The sequence below is a fragment of the Mucilaginibacter sp. SG564 genome, assembly GCF_013149275.1.
In the GTDB taxonomy this organism is placed as follows: domain Bacteria; phylum Bacteroidota; class Bacteroidia; order Sphingobacteriales; family Sphingobacteriaceae; genus Mucilaginibacter.
In genome coordinates this window covers 573,614-593,459 of sequence record NZ_JABGNA010000002.1, presented here as the reverse complement: position 1 = coordinate 593,459, position 19,846 = coordinate 573,614, and the positions used below count along the sequence as shown (strand labels likewise).

General features: G+C 43.5%; 18 protein-coding genes. 10 read left to right on the top strand and 8 right to left on the bottom strand.

All coding sequences use genetic code 11. The annotated features are described in order from the left end of the window. The first annotated feature begins 11 nt into the window (after positions 1-11). The 4 genes from FHW89_RS07160 to FHW89_RS07145 all read left to right on the top strand — a co-directional run bounded on the left by FHW89_RS07160 (position 12) and on the right by FHW89_RS07145 (position 3,978). Positions 12-848 carry a family 16 glycosylhydrolase gene (locus tag FHW89_RS07160; RefSeq protein ID WP_172334329.1) on the top strand — a complete coding sequence of 279 codons (837 nt, stop codon included), beginning with the start codon at positions 12-14 and terminating at the stop codon, positions 846-848. 55 nt (positions 849-903) lie between these two features. Beyond that, positions 904-2,136 (top strand): family 16 glycosylhydrolase, encoded by a 1,233-nt coding sequence (locus FHW89_RS07155; RefSeq protein WP_172334328.1) that lies wholly within the window; start codon positions 904-906, stop codon positions 2,134-2,136. Positions 2,137-2,193: 57 nt separating this feature from the next. Next, entirely contained in the window at positions 2,194-3,084 is an 891-nt protein-coding gene (locus FHW89_RS07150; RefSeq protein ID WP_172334327.1) for a hypothetical protein, read from the top strand. 243 nt (positions 3,085-3,327) lie between these two features. Then, complete coding sequence (locus FHW89_RS07145) at positions 3,328-3,978, top strand: hypothetical protein (RefSeq protein WP_172334326.1); 651 nt, start codon at positions 3,328-3,330, stop codon at positions 3,976-3,978. 67 nt (positions 3,979-4,045) lie between these two features. On the opposite strand, the gene FHW89_RS07140 is transcribed toward FHW89_RS07145, so the two are convergent. The 4 genes from FHW89_RS07140 to FHW89_RS07125 form a co-directional block, all read right to left on the bottom strand. Beyond that, positions 4,046-5,566, bottom strand: a complete 1,521-nt coding sequence (locus FHW89_RS07140; protein WP_172334325.1) for a serine hydrolase — start codon at positions 5,564-5,566, stop codon at positions 4,046-4,048. A 152-nt stretch (positions 5,567-5,718) separates the two neighbouring features. Then, positions 5,719-7,821, bottom strand: a complete 2,103-nt coding sequence (locus FHW89_RS07135) for a glycoside hydrolase family 97 protein (RefSeq protein ID WP_172334324.1) — start codon at positions 7,819-7,821, stop codon at positions 5,719-5,721. 546 nt (positions 7,822-8,367) lie between these two features. Next, positions 8,368-8,733 (bottom strand): hypothetical protein, encoded by a 366-nt coding sequence (locus FHW89_RS07130; RefSeq protein WP_172334323.1) that lies wholly within the window; start codon positions 8,731-8,733, stop codon positions 8,368-8,370. Between the two features lie 201 nt (positions 8,734-8,934). After that, positions 8,935-9,972: a DUF4097 family beta strand repeat-containing protein gene (locus FHW89_RS07125; RefSeq protein ID WP_172334322.1), complete on the bottom strand. Its 1,038-nt coding sequence runs from the start codon at positions 9,970-9,972 to the stop codon at positions 8,935-8,937. 182 nt (positions 9,973-10,154) lie between these two features. Here FHW89_RS07125 and FHW89_RS07120 point away from each other — a divergent pair, with 182 nt between their 5' ends. Continuing rightward, positions 10,155-11,324: a M23 family metallopeptidase gene (locus FHW89_RS07120; RefSeq protein WP_172334321.1), complete on the top strand. Its 1,170-nt coding sequence runs from the start codon at positions 10,155-10,157 to the stop codon at positions 11,322-11,324. 53 nt (positions 11,325-11,377) lie between these two features. On the opposite strand, the gene FHW89_RS07115 is transcribed toward FHW89_RS07120, so the two are convergent. Beyond that, positions 11,378-13,186, bottom strand: a complete 1,809-nt coding sequence (locus FHW89_RS07115) for a glycoside hydrolase family 2 protein (RefSeq protein WP_172334320.1) — start codon at positions 13,184-13,186, stop codon at positions 11,378-11,380. Positions 13,187-13,401: 215 nt separating this feature from the next. Here FHW89_RS07115 and FHW89_RS07110 point away from each other — a divergent pair, with 215 nt between their 5' ends. The 4 genes from FHW89_RS07110 (at position 13,402) to FHW89_RS07095 (ending at position 16,431) form a co-directional block, all read left to right on the top strand. Further along, positions 13,402-13,995: a DUF308 domain-containing protein gene (locus FHW89_RS07110; protein WP_172334319.1), complete on the top strand. Its 594-nt coding sequence runs from the start codon at positions 13,402-13,404 to the stop codon at positions 13,993-13,995. A 38-nt stretch (positions 13,996-14,033) separates the two neighbouring features. Further along, positions 14,034-14,621, top strand: a complete 588-nt coding sequence (locus FHW89_RS07105; protein ID WP_172334318.1) for a cyclic nucleotide-binding domain-containing protein — start codon at positions 14,034-14,036, stop codon at positions 14,619-14,621. A 233-nt stretch (positions 14,622-14,854) separates the two neighbouring features. Continuing rightward, positions 14,855-15,487, top strand: a complete 633-nt coding sequence (locus tag FHW89_RS07100; protein WP_172334317.1) for a hypothetical protein — start codon at positions 14,855-14,857, stop codon at positions 15,485-15,487. Between the two features lie 5 nt (positions 15,488-15,492). Next, entirely contained in the window at positions 15,493-16,431 is a 939-nt protein-coding gene (locus FHW89_RS07095; RefSeq protein ID WP_172334316.1) for a hypothetical protein, read from the top strand. Between the two features lie 8 nt (positions 16,432-16,439). On the opposite strand, the gene FHW89_RS07090 is transcribed toward FHW89_RS07095, so the two are convergent. Further along, a complete protein-coding gene (locus tag FHW89_RS07090; protein WP_172334315.1) occupies positions 16,440-16,943 on the bottom strand; it encodes a hypothetical protein in 504 nt (167 codons plus the stop codon). A gap of 275 nt (positions 16,944-17,218) precedes the next feature. Here FHW89_RS07090 and FHW89_RS07085 point away from each other — a divergent pair, with 275 nt between their 5' ends. Further along, positions 17,219-18,325 carry an acyltransferase gene (locus FHW89_RS07085; protein WP_172334314.1) on the top strand — a complete coding sequence of 369 codons (1,107 nt, stop codon included), beginning with the start codon at positions 17,219-17,221 and terminating at the stop codon, positions 18,323-18,325. Positions 18,326-18,341: 16 nt separating this feature from the next. On the opposite strand, the gene FHW89_RS07080 is transcribed toward FHW89_RS07085, so the two are convergent. Both FHW89_RS07080 and FHW89_RS07075 read right to left on the bottom strand, forming a co-directional pair. Further along, positions 18,342-19,052: an alpha/beta fold hydrolase gene (locus FHW89_RS07080; RefSeq protein ID WP_172334313.1), complete on the bottom strand. Its 711-nt coding sequence runs from the start codon at positions 19,050-19,052 to the stop codon at positions 18,342-18,344. 139 nt (positions 19,053-19,191) lie between these two features. Further along, positions 19,192-19,773, bottom strand: coding sequence for a cyclic nucleotide-binding domain-containing protein (locus FHW89_RS07075; RefSeq protein WP_172334312.1), 582 nt, complete (start codon positions 19,771-19,773; stop codon positions 19,192-19,194). Positions 19,774-19,846: the final 73 nt, after the last annotated feature.

Below are 19,846 nucleotides of genomic sequence, written 5' to 3'. Positions count from 1 at the left end.
CCACCTATCTTATGAAATCATTTTCAAACATCGCTAAAGGAGCCGTGGCAGCCATGGCTCTGCTGGCACTCACTGCATCTTGTAAAAAGGACCTTAATCGCCCAGCAGCCGAACAAAAAAACGATCAAACAGAGGAAACTACCCCGCGGGCGGGCACGCTGCTTTGGTCTGACGATTTCAATGGTACCAGCGTAAATACCAACAACTGGAACATCATCAACGGTAACCCGGGTGTAAACAACGAAAAGGAGTTTTACCAACCGGCCAACGTTAGCGTATCTGGAGGTTTCCTGAATATTACCGCGCGTAAACAGAGCGTTGGAGGGCAGCCTTATACTTCGGGCAAGTTAACCACAGCGGGTAAGTATCAGCCAAAATACGGCCGTATCGAAGCCCGCATCAAACTGCCTTCGGTACAAGGTACCTGGCCGGCTTTCTGGGCATTGGGCGCTAACATCAACAGCGGAACCCCATGGCCAAGCTGCGGAGAGATTGATATTATGGAGCAGGTGAATACTTCGAGCACCATTTTGGGAACGATGCACTGGGCTATAGCTGGTGGCAATCAGCATACGCAATACGGCGGCAGCACTACCACCAGTGTAACCGGTTTTCATACCTACGCCGTGGAATGGACCAGCACCGGTATAAAATGGTTTGTTGATGGTACTAATTATGTAACCGGCAACATCACCAATAACATTAACAATACCGGGGCATTCCATAATCCATTTTTCATTATACTGAACCTGGCTGTTGGCGGCGATTTGCCGGGTAATAACATTAACGATGGCGCACTGCCATGTACCATGCAGGTTGATTATGTGCGTGTATACAGCTTACCATAGCCATCGCCATACTATCATTTGTACAACCACCTAATTATTAACATAAACCGACATTATGAAATCATTTTTAATTTCTGCAAAAGGAGCCATTATAGTAATGGCACTCCTGGTATTTACCGCGTCATGTAAAAAAGACCTGAACAAGCCCGCGGCGTCGCAGGCAGACCCAACACAGGTTAGCACGCCCAGGGCCGGCACGCTGATCTGGTCTGACGAGTTTAACGGCACCAGCGTAAACACTGCCAACTGGAACATCGACAACGGTAACCCTGGTGTGAACAACGAAAAGGAGTATTATCAATCAGCCAATGCCACTGTAGGGGGCGGTTTCCTTACCATTACCGCGCGTAAGCAAACCGTAGGCGGTCAGCCATATACTTCGGCTAAGCTGACCACTGCTGGCAAATTTCAGCCAACCTATGGCCGCATTGAGGCCAGTATCAAGCTGCCTGCGGTACAGGGTACCTGGCCTGCTTTCTGGATGCTTGGCGCTAGCATCAGCAGCGGTACGCCATGGCCAAGCTGTGGTGAGATTGATATTATGGAGCAGGTGAATACCTCCAACACCATCCTGGGAACCATGCACTGGGCCGTAGCCGGTGGCAATCAGCATACGCAATATGGCGGCAGTACTACTACCAGTCCTACCGGGTTCCATACCTACGCTGTAGAGTGGGATACCAACTCTATCCGCTGGTATGTGGATAATACCCTATATGTAACCGGCAATATTGCCAACAATATTAACAATACAGGCGCTTTCCACAATCCGTTCTTTATTATCCTGAACCTGGCCATCGGCGGCGATTTGCCTGGCAATACCATTAACGATAGTGCCCTGCCCTGCAACATGCAGGTTGATTATGTGCGTGTGTATGATCTTTCGGGCACCAGCAATCCGTCAAATCCGCCAATTGGTCAAAACATCACCCTTAAAGGTTTTAACAACCAATATGTAAGCGGCGAAAACGGCACACAAGCTATGAACTGTAACCGCCCGACTGCTGCGGCCTGGGAAACTTTTACTGTAGTTGATGCCGGTGGCGGCAAAGTGGCGTTGCAAAGCCAGGGCAAATATGTTTCTTCAGAAAACGGTCTGCAAGCCATCACCTGTAACCGGACTACCATCAGCGACTGGGAAAAATTTGACTGGGTTGCTACGGCAGACGGCAAAGTTACGTTTAGGGGAAATAACGGTAAATTCATTTCCAGCGAAAACGGCACTCAGCCTATGACTTGTACCCGGGCAACTGCCTCCGGCTGGGAAGCCTTTGGTGTAAATCAATAACCTAATCTTTATATTTAGCCTGCCTTCTCTAAGAGGCAGGCTTTTTTATTCTACCTGATGAAAAAATTTATAGGTTTTTGTTTAGCGCTTGCCACGGGCATATCCCATATCTATGCCCAATCTATCGAAAAGAAATTGCAGGTATCCCTGGGCACAGGATATCAGCAGCAAAACTTTCACTGGTCAATAGCCGGTAATCTGAACGGTCAAAATCCCAATATTTATTCGGAGCTTAAATGGCAGCACCTGGGCGGGCAAAATATAGCCGCCAATGTACTGTGGAACGTGTGGAAACGTTTTTCCCTATATGCCAGCTATAGCCGGCAATCTATATCATCAGGATCGGTAACTGATACCGATTATGGAGCCGATAACCGTACCAACCCAACCTATCACGAAACCTTTAACGGCGATAAAGGGAATACCTCCCTATGGAATACAGGAGCGGGTTTTATCCTCATCAACAATGAGCGCTTTAGCCTGATACCTTATGTGGGGTATACCATGAGCAAGCAATCATTGCATTTGCTGGATCGCACCGGGAACTTCCCCGATCTGAACAGCACTTACCAACCCAACTGGAAAGGAGCGTTTTTAAAAGTAACCTCGTCTGTGCGCATCATCAAAAATTTAAAATTCGCCGCAGATGTTATCTACAACCAGGTTAACTATAACAGTAAAGCCAACTGGAACCTGATCCAAACCTTTCAACACCCGGTTAGCTACCGCCACCATGCCAGCGGTTATGGTATCGATGTGGGCGGGCAATTTGTGTATACGCTATATCGTAACTTGAGCGTACATGCAGGGGCCGGGTACTTTAACTGGCAAACCGGCACCGGTATCGATGAGCTTTATCTAAATAATGGCCAGGTTGATAAAACCCAGTTAAATGAGGTTGTCAACAGTGGCTTTAGAGTAGAGGGCGGGATAGGGTTAGCCTTTTAATAACTCATGATTAGACATAATAAATAATATTAAAGAGGGGCTGTCACCCTGGGCACCGTCGAAGGGTTGAGCGCAGAGGCCTACCCACCATGCTTCGACGGGCTCAGCATGACACCCTATTTTGAACAAATATCTAATTACTCGTTTTAGCGGGGCTTGTTTTGTAATAGTGCAGTTACATGCATTATTATATTAAACCCTTTTATTATTTATAACTCCTATAATACATCTAATACGAGTTATATGACCTTATTCAAACCATCTCCCAATTTCAGTATACCAGGCGAATTAAAATATCTGGCCTTATCGGTATCCCTCTTTTTAGTTACCGGCTGCGGTACAACACTAAAAACGGTTACCCCAACCCAGGCCGATCATACTTACAAAAAAATAGCGCTCACAGTTATCAATACCCACGGCGAGCTCCGGGATTTTAGTAAGCAATCATTCGATAGTATTGTGAATCCTGTTTTTAACAACCTGAAAGACATTCAGATCCGAACAACGCTGGAAGAGATGTTTACACGCAAGCTATCCTCTCCGGCAACAAGCATAATTAAATCTTCGGATGTATTCAAAATACATGAAAATGTTTCCTATAACGATTATTTGAACAGGCTGCAGAGTAGTGGCGCCGAAGCTGTTTTGATTATTGGCTTAAGTACTTCCTGGGGTTCACAAACGTCAACAACCCATCATAATGATACGGTAACGGGAAGCAATCCCAATTTCTTATTTCTTTATTACCTGGTCGATCTGAAAACAGCTCAACAGGTTTGGCTGGGTAATGACAGGGTTATATACCGGGCAGAAAATGTATCAGCCGGAGATGTTAACCGGGCATTATATAAATCAGGGTATATCAGTAAGCCGGTATCCAACACAGCTAACTAGAGTGATCAGTTTATAAAAAAAGCCGTTGCAGGAAATCAGCAACGGCTTTTTCATGATGTTTTATCTATTAATTCTCTTTCGTAAACAAATACGGATCATACTCTAACCCATCATTTACTTTAATTTCTGTAGAGACTACTTTACTGCCATCGGTTTTAAATTTTAGCGGAAAAATACCATAGGCCAAATTGTTGTAGGCCAATATCCACTCGCCATTGTCCATATATTTGAGTGAGGCGGTAAGGTATTGATGATTGCTGAATTTTATCAACAGGTCTTTTTTGTTGACCGATATATCCATTTGTCCGTAAAGCGGGTTTTGATATTTACCGGCGTAAGCAGCAAGCGGAAGTTCAGTAGCCTTCCCTTTTACACGCGCCAGCATATCGTTGGTTTTCTTTACGGTTTCCTTCTGATCGGGGTTAAAGGATTTCAGCATAGCCAAGCTGCGATCAACATAAGGAACGCCCAAGTAGGCATCCAGGATCTGGTAGCGCAGGGCTTCAAAAAAGCTTTGATTATCGTTATTGGTTAAAATGGTTATCGCCAGTTTTTCTTCGGGTACAAAGCAGGTATTGGTTACAAAACCATTTGCGCCGCCGGTATGCCAAAAAATTTGTTTACCGTTATAATCAGCCTCAAAAACACCTAAGCCATAGCCCCTGAAATGAATAGGATATACTGTTGAAGGCCTGCTGCTCACAATGGTATTTTCGTCGCGGGTTTTTTGAAGGGCCTTCCAAGCGATGATTTGTTTGCCTTCATAGCGGCCGCTATCTAACTGCATGGTGAGCCATTTGGCCACATCTTTTACGTTACTTACAATACTGCCTGCAGGCGCCAGGTTATCTACCTGATCATACGGCAACTCAACCATTTGGCCGGTAAAAGCATTAGTATATGGTTTCGAAACGCCTTTACGCGCAGCCATACCCGCAGTTAGCGGATAGGTATTGCTCATGCCCAGCGGGGTAAGGATGCTATCCTGAACATAAGTTTCCCAGGGTTTGCCGGTCACTTGCTGGATCACCTGCCCCGCGGTTAAAAAGCAGCTATTGCAATAGCCAAAACTCTGTCTGAATTCCATAGATGGTTTCAGGAGTTTCATCCGGTTCATAATTTCCTGGCGGGACAGGGTAGTGTTCCAGAAGGTAAAATCACCCTGGAAGGTTTTTGTGCCTAAATGATGTCCCAGTAAATCTTTTATGGTAAGTAAAGGTGTGGTAGAAGCATCATACACCGAGTAACCCGGGAAATATTTGGTGATCTTATCATCAAGCGACAGTTTTTTATCCACATCAAGCTGCGCCAGTGCCGTACCGGTAAACAATTTACTGTTGCTGGCTATCATGAACAAGGTGTTTTCGTCAACCGGTTCATTGGTTTTGATATCCCGAACACCGTAACCTTTCATGATCACGGTTTTACCATCTTTCACAATGGCGATGGCCAAACCCGGAAGGTTCCAGTCTGTTAAGCCTTGTTTAATATAGGCGTCGAGTTTGTTTTCAATAAAATCCGGTTGTTGTGCAAATGTTAAAGTAGCAGCAAAAAGGCCCAATAACGTTAAAAAGGAGAGTCTCTTCATTTCGTTTTCAAAAAATGCAAGATAAGAAAAAACCGGCGCAGCAAAAATCGGGTGATATCGATAGGGTGAATCCCGCACAAAAAAACCCGCTATGAATAGCGGGTTCCACTTAACCAATATATTTCGATCACTTATCTCCCTGCGCTCATCCTTTATTTGATACTGATGGCCATGCCGCCACCAGAGGCAACAGGCTGTTTCAGTATAGTTTTAGACGTTACTTTGATCTTCCGTATAGCATAGCTTTTCGGGTTTTTATCATAACTGGCATCCTTACCATCGGCATAAATGGTTGCCTCATACGTTTTACCTTTGGGCAGATACTCGAAGGAGATATTGGCTACGCGCGGGTTTTCGTCGGTAATACTGCCAATGTACCACTCGTTTTTATTTTTGGCTTTACGGGCAATAGTGATATAATCGCCCGGCTCTGCTTCCAGTATATGGCTCTCATCCCAGTCAACAGCAACATCTTTGATAAACTGAAAAGCGTCCATGTATTTATTATAAGTTTCGGGCAGGTCGGCAGCCATTTGCAGCGGACTATACATGGTTACATACAAAGCCAGCTGATGCACCAATGTGGTGTGTACAAATGATTTATTATCCGGATTGTAAACACTGCATTGCGTTTCGAATATACCCGGGGTATAATCCATCGGGCCACCCATGAGCCGGGTGAAGGGCAGGATGGTGGTATGATCGGGATTGTTGCCGCCAAAAGCTTCATATTCCGTTCCACGGGCAGCTTCATTACCAATCAAATTGGGGTAGGTGCGGCACAGGCCTGTGGGCCTTATAGCTTCATGCGCGTTCACCATAATTTTATAGTCGGCGGCTTTGGTAATATCATACAGGTAATGATTGACCAGCCATTGCCCATAATGGTGTTCGCCCCGGGGGATAATCTGCCCAACATAGCCACTTTTAACGGCGTTGTAGCCATTCTCTACCATAAACTTATACGCGGTATCCAAATGGCGCTCATAGTTGCGTACCGAGCCCGATGTTTCGTGATGCATGATGATCTTGACACCTTTTTCGGCGGCATAGCGATGCAGTTCTTTGACATCAAAATCGGGGTAGGGGGTTACAAAATCAAATACAAAATCCTTGGTTTTGCCAAACCAGTCTTCCCAGCCCTGGTTCCAGCCTTCAACCAATACGGCATCGAACCCGTTTTTGGCGGCAAAGTCAATATACTCCTTTACATGCTGCGTAGTAGCGCCGTGCTTGCCGTTGGGTTTGGTTTTGGAATAATCGGTTATGCCCAGCTGTACATTTTCCAGATCAGTATAAGCCCAGGTACTTTTGCCGGTGATCATTTCCCACCACACACCCACATATTTAATGGGTTTTATCCAGGATACATCTTTGTATTTGGTTGGCTCATTTAAGTTTAAGATCAGTCTTGATTCCAGTATGCCTGCGGCTTTATCACTTACAATCACGGTACGCCAGGGCGATTGTGTTGGCGCCTGCATATAACCCTTATCGCCAATGGCATCGGGGGTTAAAAACGACTCGAGCACAAAGTTCTTATCATCCAGGTTTAACGACATGCAGGAGTAATCAACCAAAGCAGCTTCATGTATGTTAATATATAAACCTTCTTTGCTTTTCAACATTAACGGTGTTTGTACGCCAGTTGGCGAAAAAGTAGTTTGCGATACATTGGGTGTAACCGCAGCTTTCATTTTACCACGGATCTCTGACAGGTTGGAGGTCACTGTTTCATACTCCTGCGTATCAAAATCGCCGGGCAGCCAAAAAGCTTTATGGTCGCCGGTTAGGGCAAATTGGGTGTGTTCTTCTTTAATGATAAAGTAGTTCAGGTTTTTCTGCGACGGGAACTCATACCTAAAACCCAAGCCATCATTAAATAAACGAAACCGAATGCGGATATACCTGTCCTGAACGGCCTTTTGCGTTAAGGTTACCAACAGTTCGTTATAATGGTTGCGGATAGTTTTTTCTTCGCCCCAAACCGGATTCCAAGACTCGTCAAAGGTGCTCTGTTCTGTTTTGGTGATGGTAAACCCATCCAGGAATGACGGTACATCTTTCGTTTCCAAACCAAGCTTACTGGGTTTTATCACTTCCCTCTGTTTGTAATGAAGCTGATAGGTTGGCACACCGTTACCCTGCAACTCAAATTTGAGCGTGAGGTTTTTATCGGGTGAGGTAATTTCCTGGGCCTGTACAAAAAGCACAGCATAAAGCATAAGTGCTGCAATGAGTATAGATCTACGCATATTTTAGAATTAAAAATTGGCTTGATTAATTGGTTATCAACAAAGTTTATCATCCTATAAACAGCATCATATTTATTTATTTAAAATATAATTAGTTTGTTTTACAATTATCTAACTATCAATTTATTAATGATAATAAATTCCATTTTTAACTAAATTTTTATAAATAATTTTACACCTTTTGCGTAATCAAAAAAACAAAAAAGCCTTAAATCTGCTCGATCTAAGGCCCCATTGTGATTGGTTGTAGGGTTTAATTATTTTCCGAATACGTAATAGATAGAAAGGGATAAGCTATTTACCAAGCTTAAATTAAAGTCATTGGATGATCCCTGGACATAGCCTTTGCTTTTCTGATGAGCATAGCTCAGGTCGGCTAAACGGGCGGCAAGACCTATATTTTTTGCAGGATAATAAACAAAATCAAGGTTAAGACCGCCTCCATAATAGTCAATAGTGCTGTTGCTATTGTTTATGGGGTCTGTGTAATCAGATGTTTGCTTTACATTTTCATAACTGAAGTATGGCCCGGTACGGATACCGATTTTAATCGTTGTATAAAAAATATTTCCTCAAAAATATATTTCCACTGAAGCCCTTACTTGTTGATTTGGTTGCTGTACTAAGAGCCGGATCATATTTTGTAGTAGACTGTCCATAGCTTAATGATGTTCCTATGTCCAGCTTATCTGCAATAAAATAACTGTAGCTGGGTGCTACACTGAATGAAGTTTGTTTGCCTTTGGCATTAGTATTATAAGTACCAGATACACTATTATAGTAACTTGTATTGGAGCTTTTAGTATCTACACTAAAACTGAGCCCAATACTTTGGTTCCCTTTTTCTGTTTGTGCTTTAGCTGATTGGAGGGCAATAACTGATAGTACTACCAGTAGTAGTTTTTTGTACATAAAATTGCGTTTGAAAGGTTAATGTTTTTGTATAAATCGGGGATATGACAACGAAAAGATTAGTTGGTTTAACCGGCTAAATATTATAATATTTAAAATGCTAATATTCTGTGCTTTAAATTTTTAAGCTTTGAACTAATAACAAAAAAGAAGGGGCCCGCTGATCGGCGGGCCCCTTCTTTTTTGTTATTAGTTATGCTATCAGTTAAACCTCACATTTACATTTCCGCTTGATGCTTCTGCGGTAACCGGTGCACCGCCGCCGTTCACGCTGCCTTTTACATGATCTTTTTCCCATTCACCGTTAAAGCTATTTATTTTATCGGTGGGCTGTACCCGGTTGCCCCGCAAATCGAGATTAAGCCCTTGCTTTAGCGGCAGTTCCAGGTTAATATTTCCTGAGCTGGCTTCCAGTTTTAAATATTTACCAACTCTTTTTATTTGCGCATTCAGACTGCCCCCACTGGTTGAAGCGCTTAGGCTGCAATCCATTTGTTTGAGGTCGATACCGCCACCAGATGTACTGGTGTTCAGTTCGCCTGTTATACTGTTGCCATGTATGCCGCCGCCACTGGTATTGGCGTTGATGTTTCCATTCAAATTATCTAATGTTAAACCGCCGCCGGATGTTTCTAACCTGATCTTACCTGTGCAGTTTTTGGCAATAATACCACCACCACTGGTTTCGAGGTTAATATCATTTCCGGAGTTGGAAACGCTGATGCCGCCGCCGCTGGTTTCACCACGTACTACGCCGTTAAGCCGGTCTATATTCAACCCGCCACCGCTGGTGGTAAAGCTTTCGTTGCCTTTTAAATTGTCAAGGTTGATACCCCCGCCACTGGTTCTAAGATCTGTGGATGTTTGTTCCGGAACATATATTTTAAACGATATGCTCATCTGTCTTTTCCAGTCAGAAAAATTATGCTTGCTTTTTGCAATGGCACGAACTTCGTGTCCCGAAACCGAAACACTCAGGTCATAATCTTCATCCAGGCGTTTTTTTATCTCTTCTTTTGAAAGATCGCGACCGTTATTCCCTTTGATGTAAACTTCCACCCGCGCGGCCTCGCCGCTTCTGCCGCTTACCAAAATACCACCGGCCGATGTATTTACCACAACCCGGTTAATGGCATCGCTGGCTAATGATTTGGTAAGATATGGTGTCCTGCTATCATCCTGCGCCAGTGCAGTAGTTGTACTACAGGCCAGTGCAAATAGTAAAAAGTATGTTTTCATGTGATTTGATATTGGTTTATTTCTTACATAAGACCACACCTTTACCAAATACGTTGCATCCGGATCAATATTTATTTAGTCGGATCATCAATCCGGTTGAATATTCAGACATACCGGTTGAATATATTTGATGGCTCCATTTTAATTATGCTAATTTTAGTATCAACAATTAGCCTAATTAAATGTCCGCGAAAAACAAGTATATCCTTTGTACTATCATTGCGGTTATATTATCGCAAGGGAAAAGCTATGCGCAGCAATATCAAACCACGGTTGATATACGTGTGCCTTTTGTGCCTTCTCCAACGGTTATCAATGGCAAACCATGCATTTACTACGAGCTCAACATCGCCAATTTCGCAAAAGATTCCTTGAGGCTTAAAACGCTCGAAGTGCTAAACGCTACCGACTCATCCACTATTTTCAATGTTGATGAGCCCCGGTTAAAATCCCGAGTTAAGCGATTGGCGATATCCCCAAAAGAGAATAATCTGATATTACCGCCGGGCTCATTTGCTGTAGTTTACCTGGAGTTTAATTTGCCATCCAAAAATACCGGATTGCATTTTGTTCACCGGCTTGAATTTGATCTGTTGAATGGGAGCAAAACAACACGGGTTTCCATAAAAGGGGCCTCGATATCGATCGGAGCAGAAGCCCCATTGATCATCGGGCCACCATTAAACGGCGGACCATGGGCCGCCATTTATGAACCCTCGTGGTTAACCGGGCATCGCCGGGTATTTTATACCATAGATGGAACAGGCCGGCTGCCCGGGCGATTCGCCATTGATTTTATAAAGTTGGATAATAATGGCCAATATGCTGCCCATAATGCAGATACCATCCGGAATTGGTACGGCTACGGAAATGATGTACTGGCGGTGAGTGATGGCGTTGTGGCTTCTGTCAGAAACAACTTTCCAGAAAGTTCAACACTTTCCGGCTATCAGTCCCCACCGGTAGAAAATGCTACAGGTAATTATATCTCTATTAAAATCGGTAACAATCAATTTGTGTTTTACGAGCATCTGAAACCCGGCAGTATAAAAGTTAAACCCGGTCAGAAGGTAAAAAGGGGAGAGGTGATTGCGTCTCTAGGTTTTACAGGGCAAACAACCGGCCCTCATCTGCATCTTCATATAGCTACAAAAGATTCGCCATTAGGGGCCGAGGGAATCCCATTTGAATTTGAGCATTTTAAACTTTCAGGCTCTTATCCTGATTTATCCACTTTTGGAAAAAAACTGTGGATGCCCCTGGTAAAACCGGCATGGGTAAGCAAAGAACGGCCTGCACCGAATTCGGTGGTTGTGTTTGATAAGTCATCAAAGCAGATATCATCGCATTAGGGGATAATAATCCTAATAAATATGATAGGCCCCTTTGCTTTTCGCGGCAAGCCTTAAGGCGTCAACTTATAGCTTTCTTTAATAACGGCTTCATTCACTGCCTTAACCCGTTCTATTTCCATTTTTTCAACAGCCCTGTCATAAGTAAGCACGCCGTTCACCTCATGCTCTACATCGGTTGTTTGGGTATAGATGGCTACGCTCAGGCCTTTATACTTCATCAACTGTTCAACCTCGTCGAGCAAGAAAATGTACCTGTCGGTCAGCCTTGCTTTGGTTGGTTCATAGTCATAAGCGTTATTAGCTACCGGCCACATATGATCGCGCACAAACAGGCCCACACCACCAAACTCGCCTAATGATGCGGCCCGGTGTTGGTCGGGAACCGAGGCGCCGTACGGCCCCACATAAATATGGGTATCTACATAATCGCCATTACCCGGGTCGCCATAAGCTTTCTGATAAGATGGGTTATTATTAAAGCCCGAGTTGCCATTCACCAGTCTTGATGGGTCATATTGCTTCACCCAGTTGGTTATATTTTTCACATCAAACGCGCCCCAATTTTCATTAAAGGGCACCCAGGTAATGATGGATGGCGAATTATAATGCTGATCGATAAGCGTTTTCAACTCCTTCCTGAATTCAGTCCTGGTTTTGGTAGTATCCTCATTCTGATACCATATGGCAGGCATATCCTGCCAAACTAATAAGCCTAGTTTGTCGGCCCAATAGTAAAACCGTTGCGGTTCGGTTTTCATGTGCTTCCTGATGAGGTTATAGCCAGCGTTTTTGGTAAACTGGATATCAAATTTGAGTGCCTCTTCTGTGGGGGCGGTCAGCACACCATCGGGCCAATAACCCTGATCAAGCAGTCCCAACTGCATGATGAACTTACCGTTGATCAAAGTCCGGGTAACGCCATTAACCTTCCCCAATTGAATATCGCGCATACCGAAATAGCTTTTTACCTTATCCGTCACCTTGCCATGAGCATCCTCCAGGCTGATGGTAAGATCATATAAAAAAGGATCATCGGGCGACCAAAGTTTTGGCGTTTTAATAGGCAGATAAAAGTAGGTGCCATTGGTTGATATTGCTTCCGAAACTACTTTGTTTCCATCAAGAGCTGCCGCGACTATTTTTCCTTCGCCTTTGGTATTTACCAGTACTTTTAAGCGGCTGCCAGTCAGATCGGGCAGCAGGCGGATGCTTTCAATATGCGCTTTATTTACCGGCTCCAGCCATACGGTTTGCCATATGCCCGAGCAGAACGTATAATCGCCCCGCGGACCGCTCTTGCCGGATGGTACCCGACCGTCATTCAGATCATATGCCGCCAAAACCAAGGTGTTTTTTCCACTGGTTAAATAGGGTGTGATGTCAAAACTAAAAGCATCATAGCTGCCCGCGTGCAAGCCTGCTTTATGTCCGTTCACAAACAAGGTTGCCTGATGGGCCACGGCATCAAAATGAATAATGACCTGCTTGCTTTTCCAATCAGCCGGAATTACAAAACTGCGCCGATACCACATATTGATCTCCTGCTTACGCTGAATACCAGATAGCTGTGATTCCGGGCAATACGGTACCTTTATTTGTTCGGCCTTACTTTCAAAGGATATGGGCTTTTCAGGATCGAGCGCGCTGGCAACATCTTTTCCTCCCCGATAATCCCATTTTCCATTCAGGCACAGCCAATCACCGCGTTGCAGTTGTGGCCGTGGATAGTCGGGAAACGGAACTTCGGCATCCAGGGCAGCTTTTGTCCACCGGGTGGATAGGGTGGGCAATTGAGCAAATAAACAGGAGCAATTAATGATGAGCAGAAATGATGCTAAACAAATCCGGGACTTATACATGGTTATTGGTTTTCGGGTGGAAATCCAAACTTATTAAAATAAATTTAGTTGAAAGTTGAGGTCGAGCACTAATGAAGGCGCCACCAATTGAACAGATGCTAAAATGAGACGATTTGTATGAACTTTGAAACAATATGGAGATATCGGTTTTCACTTAAGTGAAAAAATGCAGTTTCATTAGCGGCTACATTTGCTTCAAAAAAACAAATAAAGTCATGAACTCATCCATTGATTCTATAAAAAATACAGGCTCAACAAGCCCTGTTCAAACTGCCCGGTCTTTGCGCAGCCTTTACTTTGCACGCGTTGCATTTTCTGTTATCTGGGTTATCCTCGTTTCGGTTTTCGCCAAAACCAATTTTGGTATCGCCTCCATCCTTTTTATTATCTACCCGGCCTGGGATGTTATTGCGACCTGGTTTGATATCAAGGCCAATCCGCCTCAAGTATCAAAAACGCCGCAATATGTAAACATTGCTATTGGTGTTATCACCACCATTGGCGTAGCGCTGGCTTTGCAAAAGGGTGTTCCGGCGGCGCTGGTAGTTTTTGGCGTCTGGGCTATCGTTACCGGTCTTATACAATTGATACTTGGCCTGCACAGGCGAAAGGAATTGGGAGGCCAATGGCCAATGATCATTAGCGGCGGGCAATCAGTACTTGCAGGCGGCGCATTTATTGCCATGGCAAAATCGCCCACAATGGGCATCAGCAATTTGGCCGGCTACTCGGCTTTTGGCGCTTTTTATTTTCTGCTCGCTGCCATCAGATTGTCAAAAACTATAAAAGGGACTGTAAACGCAGCCTGATTATTTATTATACTTGTTAAAACATAAATCCGGAAGCTGTGACCGAACCTCATGAAATACTGAAAGCGCATTTGACCAGTTTTGCCACTTTAACCGAAAAAGATATAGCCGACAGCATATCCCTTTGGAAACCCCGCAAAATAAAAAAAGGCGACTTTTTCAATATGCAGTACATGGTTTGTAACGACCTTGGGCTGGTGGTTAAGGGCATCTTCCGGATTTACTACAGTCGCCCGGATACAAGCGAGGAAACGAATCTCTTTTTCTTTTCAGAAAATCAGTTCATCGTTTCGTTCCGGAGCTTTATTACCCGCAACGCGTGTCATTATTTTATCCAGGCGATGGAGGATTGCGAAATAGTATATATCAGCTATCATGACCTGATGAGTTTGTATGAAACGCATCCCAACTGGGCCAAATTTGGGCGATTGCTTGCGGAGCTGTTTTTTACCTATTCGCAGAGCCGGGCCGAGGAGCTCCTGTTTTTTTCGCATGAGCAACGATACATCCGGCTTTTAGACGAGCACCCCAATATTGTTAACCGTATACCTGCCTACCATATTTCCTCCTACCTGGGTATCAAGAATCCATCTTTGAGCCGGATCAGGAAAAGGATACAGCGGTAAAAAAGTGGGTTTACATGGTTTACACTTTTGGGGGTTAATATTTTTATAAACCATTGACTTTCAATTAAATAATAAACAAATACACTAAAAAACATAAAAAAGTGTAAACCCATAAAATACCCTAAATGTTCATATTCCTTCTTTATTTGAACTACCAAACCTTAAACAGACAACACGAATGGATTTAAACAAATCCGGGCCTGGCTTGTTATCTAACGTAATAAGCCTATATCATGACCAAATGCCTAAATTTATCTATCACTGCATTATTACTCATACTCCCTTCATTTGTCCACGCACAATCTCCAAAAAACTATCAAACCACCATCAATGGTCCGCTCAAAAAGTGGGCACAAACATTCCTGAATTTCAAGCTGTCTGATTTTAAAAATAAAACGCCGGCTCAAAAATTTGAAAATACCAATCCGGTAAAACGGAAAAACAAAACAACTTTTTACCCCAGCTATAAAGCAGCATTGAGCACATCGCCAAATGGCGCGTATACGCTTAATATTTACAGTTACCTGTTACTGGAAAAGAAAAACGGAAAATTCATGACCACCGGCTCAGATGTAGAACAAAACATCTTATTAGGCCATATTCAGGATGGTGGGTGGAAGCAGATTGCATACTATGGCTACACACAACGCGTACAGGAAGTAGCCTGGATAGATAACAATACATTTATCCTTGCAGCAGCCCGGCTCAATAAAGCCGGAAAAAACTTACCCGTTATCATTGTTGGCCAAATTAAGCAACAAAGCTTAATCACTTTCGAAACAACAAATACCAAATGTTACCAAAACCCCGCCGGGTACATCTCACCGAAATTAACCCTGTTATTACATAGTGAACCTAAATCTTAAACAAAATGAAGTATACTTTCTGTATAATCACCTTCCTTGCTATCGCATCAACCTCATGCAGTCAAAATAATAGCAAGCCACTCAACAAAGAAAAGATCAAACAGGATTGGCAGAACATGTACAAGCTGGTCAAAACGTACGATCAGAACCCAAGGGTCATCCTGGATTTCAGCGCCTACCACTGTACGTATCAGATCCTGATTAACGATGTACCTGCTTTAACCAATACAGAAGAGGGCGACATCAATGGTTCCGTATTTCCGGTTTCCGATCTTATTTTGAAAAGTGGCCCGCAATCTATTACTATCCGACTTTACCCGGCAATGAAGGGCGATTACCAATCGGAGCCTTCGCTGACGGATAAAAGCAAAATGAGCATCAAGGTGAAGATAGGGGACTACAGTAAACAGTATCCCGAAGATTTTAAAACCTTGTATACCCTGGAAACACCGGATATCAAGCAAACCAACCTGCCCTATGCCGAGTATAAAGGCTCATTTGAAGCAGAAGTACCCTATAGCTTAAAAGGCTGGAGCGACGGGGTATTACTACAAAAGGAAGATCAACAAAAACTCCTGAAAGAAACACTCACCGTTTTTGAGCAATACCGGAAAGCAAATGAAACACATGACGTTTACACCATAGCGGATATGCTTTATAAAAGACAAGTTGAAAACTCCCAGGCCTTTTTCATCAGCACCAAAGAAAAGAATGATACCTTTTGGCCCAAATTGGAGGAAAGCAAAGAGATCATCAGCATGTACCCGATAGAAAAATACAAAATGGCTTTTTTTGGAAACGGACACATCGTTGCGTTGGTCAGGACGGATAATGAGTTCAGAGGGAAGTCTGTAATTATCGGTGAAACCAAAGATCTGGTTAGCGTATTGCCGATCTATCTTTACCGACCGGGTACAGGCGCCCCACTTGAAATTATTCGCTGATGACAAAGTTACTGCTTCATCAATCGCTCATATTCGGCTGCGAAATCGGGCCGTCTCACATTCACATAACCAAACATGCCATTGTCAAATGAGGTTTTGGCTATGGCATCAAACTCCACAAGGATCTGATCATCGGCATACTTGGTAGAATTCACCAGACGGGATTTTTCTTCGGCCGGAATCATTTTGTATTTGGCTTTAAAATAGTTTTCTACTTTTTGCTGATCCTCAAAAGTCCGCATCCGAAACGCGTAGCCCACCAGCTGGCCTTTATAGGAAAGCAGCTCTACATGTTGCGGTAAATAATCTTTAAAATAGAAAAAGGAATTTTTGCTGACACCATAGGACAACATATCCGCCCGGTCAAAAAGCTCCCCTTTATGAACATCCGGCACATCTTTAATAAGCGCAGCCATATCTTCGGTAAATTTTAATTCATACAGGTCAACCTTCTGCTGTGCGGAACAGCCCAGGCTTAAAAGCAGAAATAACATCAGTAATTTGATTTTCATGATTCGGTATCAGTTCGGTACAGCGCAGCTGCTCATGAGTAAAATCAAAAGTACAGCAATTTGTTTCATTTATTTAGCCGGACCTTTCAGCTCTTTTGCCCATGGGTGGTGTTATTCCTGCACCAGCAAAAGGCAAAGCATCCTAAAATGAGACGATATGCATGAATTTTGACACAATACGAAGATATCCCGGTAACCCTTTTATTTATTTTTATCCGCGGAGTAAACATACCATATGTACGCTCCGGTAATACCAACCAATTCTAATCCTGTACATGCACAATAATAAACTGATCACCAAACCGCATTACCCTATACTGGATGGGTTACGCGGTGTTGCAGCAATCATCGTAGTTACCTTTCACTTAACCGAACCATTGGGGACCGGCCATCTGGATATCATCGTAAATCACGGATACCTGGCTGTCGATTTCTTTTTCCTGTTGTCGGGTTTTGTTATTGGCTATGCTTATGACGATCGCTGGCAAAACATGACGATCGGCACTTTTTTTAAACGTCGCATCGAGCGCCTTCAGCCGCTGGTGATCCTGGGCATGACATTGGGGGCCATCGGCTTTTACTTCACCGATTCCACGCTTTGGCCGCTTATCCATACCGTACCTCTTTGGAAAATGCTGCTGGTTTTGCTCATCGGTTACACCATACTGCCGATACCGCTGTCGCTGGATATACGCGGCTGGCAAGAAATGCATCCCTTGAACAGCGTGGGATGGTCGTTATTCTTTGAGTATATCGCCAACATTCTTTACGCGGTTTGGATCAGAAAATTTTCAAAAACAACTTTGTCAATATTAGTATGTATTGCGGCGGTGGCTTTGGCGCATCTGGCCATCACCAATGGCGATGTAAGCGGTGGCTGGACCCTTAATGTGGAACAGGTGCGCATAGGCATTACCCGCACCATATACCCCTTCTTTGCCGGTCTGTTGCTCTTGCGCATAGTTAAACCAACCAGCGTAAAGCATGCATTTTTATGGTGCAGCCTTTTAATAGCACTCGTATTATATATGCCACGTATTGGCGGCGCTCAGCATCTTTGGATGAATGGGATATACGAGTCTGTTTGCATCATTATCGTTTTTCCCCTCATCGTTTACCTTGGCGCCAGCGGCCAGGTGCATACTCAAACAGAGAGCAGCATATGCAAGTTTCTTGGCGATATATCCTATCCGCTTTACCTGGTGCATTATCCGCTTGTTTACTTTTACGTGGCCTGGATCAGCAATCACAAAGGTGTAACCATTGTACAAGCCTGGCCCTATGCCCTGGCTATCTTAATAGGAGCCATTTTCCTGGCGTATATCGCTTTGAAATACTACGATGAGCCGGTTCGTAAATGGCTGCGAAAAAAGCTTGGCTAAATAAAAAAGTCGCTTGCTACAGCAAATTAGGCAGCCGTTTGGCCTCACTATATTTATCTTCCAGTCTGTATAAAATGTCAACCAATTTATCCGGGCGTTCTTTCATCACATTGTGCCCGCAATGTATGGTTTCGACATGCCAATCAGGAGAATCTTTTAAGTTCTCATATTGTTTAACAAATGGCGACTGCTCCCAACCACTGAGATAAATGAATGTACGGTTAAGCACCTGTTCATAAATTCCATTCAAGCTTAAGCTTTGCATGAATGTTGCCAGCGGATGCGGTCTTCTTCGATCGTCTAACCCGGGTCTGTCTGCTACCGTGAAACCGTCATTGCCGGCTCCTGTTACAAAACGTTGCCGGTATACTTCACTCGTCAAACTCCAGCAGGAATCTCCATCTTTGGGAATGTAGGCATCAATATAAACCAGTGCATGTATTCTTTCCGGAATTTTATCTGCAACACCTGTGATAACCAGTCCGGCATAGCTATGGCCGCATAAGATCACATCCCTAAGGTTTTCTCTTAAGAAGACATCTATGATGAACTGGATATGCGTATCTAAATTGATGATCCTGTTTGGTATCCCCACTTGTTCAAGCCCTGGTAAGGTTAACGAAATACACTTTTTTCCTAACTGTTCCAAACTTTCAGTTATCGGGTCATAAGCCCAGCTACCGTGCCATCCGCCCGGAATAAACACATATGTTTTTTCATTTTTCATAAGCGTTTGCTGCTTCTGGTTCTTTGATCTCGTTCATTTTTTATCATTAATTGATGACGAGACAAAGATGGTTGCAAATAACCAAAACAACACATAAGGCAACTTAAGAAATACCCTTAAGGTAGATTAAGAGTAAGGCCTATTTTTTGAGGAGATCTTTACGAACTTTACTCAAGAACTCAGGGGTAATACCCAAGTATGAAGCAATTTGTGTGTTTGGAAGCCTCGACAGCAGGTGGGGGTATTGCTTAATGAAAGCAAGGTAGCGCTCTTCGGCCGTTGAACTGATGGCCTGTAAAACCCTGTTCTCTGTTTCAACTAAACGGTTTTCTATAATCACCCTGAAATTTCTGTCGAACTTAGGGTTACTATCATACAAATGATAAAGATCAGGCTTGGAGATCTGGAATATAACTGATGGCTCTATGGCTTCAATATAAACACGGCTTGGCTTTTCCAAGTAAAAGCTAACAATCTCCATAAGCCAGTCGCCCTCGGCAGCAAATTGCAGATTATGTTCTGTGCCCTTATCATCCACCTGAAACTTTTTGAAACAACCTTCAGCTACAAAGGTATAATGCTTGCAAATATCATTTTCCTGTAATATGAATTGCTTCCGCTTGATCTTTCGCTGGATAACCCGCCCCGCCAGATCTTGCTTTTCCGCCGAATTAAGTGGCAGATAATTATCGAAATTTGAAAATAGCTTTTCTATAATCACAGGTTCTTTTGTATGTGTTTTTGTGAGTCAATTTAGTAAAGAAAATATAAATGCAACTGATATTACCTTTCAG

What these genes read in the sequence shown, in the direction of transcription:
- FHW89_RS07130 (WP_172334323.1), bottom strand. Translation starts at nt 8,733, where the DNA reads ATGTACAAAAAACTACTACTGGTAGTACTATCAGTTATTGCCCTCCAA.
- FHW89_RS07145 (WP_172334326.1), top strand. Translation starts at nt 3,328, where the DNA reads ATGACCTTATTCAAACCATCTCCCAATTTCAGTATACCAGGCGAATTA.
- FHW89_RS07160 (WP_172334329.1), top strand. Translation starts at nt 12, where the DNA reads ATGAAATCATTTTCAAACATCGCTAAAGGAGCCGTGGCAGCCATGGCT.
- FHW89_RS07135 (WP_172334324.1), bottom strand. Translation starts at nt 7,821, where the DNA reads ATGCGTAGATCTATACTCATTGCAGCACTTATGCTTTATGCTGTGCTT.
- FHW89_RS07155 (WP_172334328.1), top strand. Translation starts at nt 904, where the DNA reads ATGAAATCATTTTTAATTTCTGCAAAAGGAGCCATTATAGTAATGGCA.
- FHW89_RS07140 (WP_172334325.1), bottom strand. Translation starts at nt 5,566, where the DNA reads ATGAAGAGACTCTCCTTTTTAACGTTATTGGGCCTTTTTGCTGCTACT.
- FHW89_RS07150 (WP_172334327.1), top strand. Translation starts at nt 2,194, where the DNA reads ATGAAAAAATTTATAGGTTTTTGTTTAGCGCTTGCCACGGGCATATCC.
- FHW89_RS07080 (WP_172334313.1), bottom strand. Translation starts at nt 19,052, where the DNA reads ATGAAAAATGAAAAAACATATGTGTTTATTCCGGGCGGATGGCACGGT.
- FHW89_RS07095 (WP_172334316.1), top strand. Translation starts at nt 15,493, where the DNA reads ATGAAGTATACTTTCTGTATAATCACCTTCCTTGCTATCGCATCAACC.
- FHW89_RS07120 (WP_172334321.1), top strand. Translation starts at nt 10,155, where the DNA reads ATGTCCGCGAAAAACAAGTATATCCTTTGTACTATCATTGCGGTTATA.
- FHW89_RS07090 (WP_172334315.1), bottom strand. Translation starts at nt 16,943, where the DNA reads ATGAAAATCAAATTACTGATGTTATTTCTGCTTTTAAGCCTGGGCTGT.
- FHW89_RS07085 (WP_172334314.1), top strand. Translation starts at nt 17,219, where the DNA reads ATGCACAATAATAAACTGATCACCAAACCGCATTACCCTATACTGGAT.
- FHW89_RS07110 (WP_172334319.1), top strand. Translation starts at nt 13,402, where the DNA reads ATGAACTCATCCATTGATTCTATAAAAAATACAGGCTCAACAAGCCCT.
- FHW89_RS07125 (WP_172334322.1), bottom strand. Translation starts at nt 9,972, where the DNA reads ATGAAAACATACTTTTTACTATTTGCACTGGCCTGTAGTACAACTACT.
- FHW89_RS07115 (WP_172334320.1), bottom strand. Translation starts at nt 13,186, where the DNA reads ATGTATAAGTCCCGGATTTGTTTAGCATCATTTCTGCTCATCATTAAT.
- FHW89_RS07100 (WP_172334317.1), top strand. Translation starts at nt 14,855, where the DNA reads ATGACCAAATGCCTAAATTTATCTATCACTGCATTATTACTCATACTC.